Here is a 3581-nt window from a genome sequence, read left to right on the forward strand (position 1 = left end):
TCGCAGATGGGGGCGCCGGAGGTGAGGGAGGCGCCGACCTGGGCGGTGAGGCCCTTGACGGTGCCGCTCCTGTGGGCGTTGAGGGGCTGTTCCATCTTCATGGCCTCCAGGACGACGACGAGGTCGCCCTCGGTGACCTGCTGGCCCTCCTCGACGGCGACCTTGACGATGGTGCCCTGCATGGGGGAGGCGAGGGTGTCGCCGGAGGCGGCGGGGCCGGTCTTCTTCGCGGCGCGGCGCTTGGGCTTGGCGCCGGCGGCCAGGCCGGTGCGGGCCAGGGACATGCCCAGGGAGGCGGGCAGGGAGACCTCCAGGCGCTTGCCGCCGACCTCGACGACGACGGTCTCGCGGTTGCTCTCCTCCTCGGCCTCGCCGTCCACGGCGGCGGCGAACGGCTTGATGTCGTTGGTGAACTCGGTCTCGATCCAGCGGGTGTGGACGGTGAACGGCTCGGTGCTGCCGGTGAGTTCGGGGGCGAAGGCGGGGTCGGTCACCACCGCGCGGTGGAAGGGCAGGGCGGTGGCCATGCCCTCGACCTGGAATTCGTCCAGGGCGCGGGCGGCGCGCTGGAGGGCCTCGGCGCGGGTGCGGCCGGTGACGATGAGCTTGGCGAGCAGGGAGTCCCAGGCGGGGCCGATGACGGAGCCGGACTCCACGCCGGCGTCCAGGCGCACGCCGGGGCCGGTGGGCGCGTCGAAGCGGGTGACGGTGCCGGGGGCGGGCAGGAAGCCTCGGCCGGGGTCCTCGCCGTTGATGCGGAACTCGAAGGAGTGGCCGCGCAGCGGCGGGTCGTCGTAGCCGAGCGGCTCGCCGTCGGCGATGCGGAACATCTCGCGGACCAGGTCGAGGCCGGCGACCTCCTCGGTGACCGGGTGTTCGACCTGCAGGCGGGTGTTGACCTCGAGGAAGGAGATGGTGCCGTCCTGGCCGACGAGGAATTCCACGGTGCCGGCGCCGACGTAGCCGGCCTCCTTCATGATGGCCTTGGAGGCGCGGTAGAGCTCGGCGGTCTGCTCGTCGGTGAGGAAGGGGGCGGGGGCCTCCTCGACGAGTTTTTGGTGGCGGCGCTGCAGGGAGCAGTCGCGGGTGGAGACGACGACGACGTTGCCGTGGGTGTCGGCCAGGCACTGGGTCTCGACGTGGCGGGGGCGGTCGAGGTAGCGCTCGACGAAGCACTCGCCGCGGCCGAAGGCGGCGGTGGCCTCGCGGACGGCGGAGTCGTACAGCTCGGGGACCTCCTCCAGGGTGCGGGCGACCTTCAGGCCGCGGCCGCCGCCGCCGAAGGCGGCCTTGATGGCGATGGGCAGGCCGTGCTGCTTGGCGAAGGCGACGACCTCGTCGGCGCCGGCGACGGGGTCGGGGGTGCCGGCGACCAGGGGGGCGCCGGCGCGCTGGGCGATGTGCCGGGCGGCGACCTTGTCGCCCAGGTCGCGGATGGCCTGCGGGGGCGGGCCGATCCAGGTCAGGCCGGCGTCGAGGACGGCCTGGGCGAAGTCGGCGTTCTCCGAGAGGAAGCCGTAGCCGGGGTGGATGGCGTCCGCGCCGGATTCCTTGGCGGCCTTCAGGACCTTGTCGATGTCCAGGTAGCTGGTGGCCGGGGTGTCACCGCCCAGGGCGAACGCCTCATCCGCGGCGCGGACATGCAGAGCGTCCCGGTCCGGGTCGGCGTAGACGGCCACGCTCGCGATCCCGGCGTCCCGGCAGGCCCGGGCCACGCGGACAGCGATTTCGCCACGGTTGGCGATGAGCACCTTGCGCACGATTGAGGCTCCCTCCTTGAAACAAGCCGAGTTTAGGGACAGCCGACACGGCACTTCGACCCGTCCCCAATGGTGAGCTTGCCCACACGGAGCGTGATTCGAGGCTCGCTCGACCTGCGAAATCCCTTGTCGCAACGCTGTACGCAGGACTCCTTCGGAAAACCCTAGCCTCCGACGTGGCCAAGGTCTCTGTGAGAGCGTGCTGCGGCGTACTTCGTTTCTTTGTGGAGTCCCTACGAATGGCCCAATGAATCTTTGCCGCCCGCAGAACCCTTGTCCCGTGGTTTACCCGTTAGTAGCGTTCGCGTTGGCTCGACGGTACTGGCGGTAACAGGGCTCCGGGTGGAGCGGCAGTCGGAAGAGGGTGGGACCGGTGGCGCGCAGACCGGTGGCGTGGGTGGTGGCGGTCGTGCTCTTCGCGGAGGCGTTCGCGGTGGCGGGGCTGAACTGGTTCCTCGGCGAGCTCGTGCACCGGCAGCAGATGTCCCTGGCCGGCCTGGACCCGAACATGATGTCGACGTCGTCGAAGGTCGGCGGCGTGGTCTTCGGTCTCTACTTCGCCCTGTGCGGCCTGGCCGCCCTGCTGGTCGCGGTGCGCGGCCGCCGCCCGGCCGGCCTCGGCCGGGCCCTGCTGATCAGCGCGGCCGTGGTGCACGGGCTGCTGGGCGCGTTCGCCTGGGGGCCGGTGGGCTGGAAGGCGTTCCTGTTCATGGTGGCGGTGCTCGGGCTCATCGTGCTGCTGCTGATGACGTACGACCGCAAGGAGGGACCGGCCGGTGCGGCGCAGGGCGACGACGGTCCCCGGGGGGACGCCCCGGTGAGCGACGCTCCCCCCGCCCCGGTCGCCCCTCCGGTCGAGCCCAGCGCCCCCTGACCTCCCCGGTCCCCCTGCTCAGCCCTCGGCCGGGGGAGCCCACAACTCGGTGATGCCCACGCCCAGTTCGGCCAGCAGTCGGCGGATCAGGGGGAGGCTGATGCCGATGACGTTGCCGTGGTCGCCGTCGATGCCGTCGATGAACGGCGCCGAGCGGCCGTCCAGGGTGAAGGCGCCGGCGACCTGCAGCGGCTCGCCGGAGCCGACGTACTCGGCGATCTCCTCGTCCGTCGGCTCGCCGAAGCGGACCACGGTGGAGGCGGTGGCCGAGGCGTACCGTCCGCGCGCCGTGTCCCAGACGCAGTGCCCGGTCTGGAGGGTGCCGGTCCGTCCGCGCATCGCCTTCCAGCGGGCGGTGGCCTCCTCGGCGTCGGCGGGCTTGCCGAGGGCCTGGCCGTCCAGGTCGAGCACCGAGTCGCAGCCGATGACCAGCGCGCCCTGGACCTCCGGCCGGGCCGCCACCACGGAGGCCTTCGCCTCGGCCAGCGCGAGCGCCAGCTCGGCGGGGGTGGGCGCGGTGATCGCGTCCTCGTCGACGCCGCTGACGACGACCTCCGGGTCGAACCCGGCCTGCCGGAGCAGCCCGAGCCGGGCGGGGGACTGGGAGGCGAGCACGAGTCGGCGGCGCGGCTGGTCTGTCATACGGTCAGCGTATAGGCGGCGCCGACCTGCCTCACCCCAGTCCGATCACCAACATCGCCAGCAGCATGGCCACCGCCACGAGAACACCCAGTCGCCGCAGCATCTCCTGCGTGTCCCGCAGTTCCTTCGGCGGCTCGTTCTCGGGGTCGGACCACAGCATTCCCCGATCGTCCGGCGAGGACCGGCCCCGGCGCCTGAGTACGCGTACTCAACTTGACCCGCGGCGCGAGCTGGGGGGAGGAGGAGCGGTCGGGGGCCGGGGGTGCAGGCTGGGTCGAGTGGGGGGTTCAGGCTGGGGCCGAGCC

At 72.3% G+C, this 3581-nt stretch carries 4 protein-coding genes; 1 reads left to right on the top strand and 3 read right to left on the bottom strand.

Annotated features, from left to right (window positions below; all coding sequences use genetic code 11):
- A partial coding sequence (locus RH94_RS07980) for an acetyl/propionyl/methylcrotonyl-CoA carboxylase subunit alpha (RefSeq protein WP_073945994.1) occupies positions 1-1760 on the bottom strand: 1760 nt, incomplete at its 3' end.
- 364 nt (positions 1761-2124) lie between these two features.
- Here RH94_RS07980 and RH94_RS07985 point away from each other — a divergent pair.
- A complete protein-coding gene (locus RH94_RS07985) occupies positions 2125-2634 on the top strand; it encodes a hypothetical protein (protein WP_199880897.1) in 510 nt (169 codons plus the stop codon).
- Between the two features lie 18 nt (positions 2635-2652).
- Here the strand turns inward: RH94_RS07985 and RH94_RS07990 are convergent, their stop codons facing one another.
- Entirely contained in the window at positions 2653-3276 is a 624-nt protein-coding gene (locus RH94_RS07990; RefSeq protein WP_073946934.1) for a Maf family protein, read from the bottom strand.
- A gap of 31 nt (positions 3277-3307) precedes the next feature.
- Positions 3308-3436, bottom strand: coding sequence for a morphogenic membrane protein MmpB (gene mmpB / locus RH94_RS46090; RefSeq protein ID WP_107428658.1), 129 nt, complete (start codon positions 3434-3436; stop codon positions 3308-3310).
- Positions 3437-3581: the final 145 nt, after the last annotated feature.

It is taken from the genome of Streptomyces kebangsaanensis, from assembly GCF_001906585.1.
GTDB classification, from domain to species: domain Bacteria; phylum Actinomycetota; class Actinomycetes; order Streptomycetales; family Streptomycetaceae; genus Streptomyces; species Streptomyces kebangsaanensis.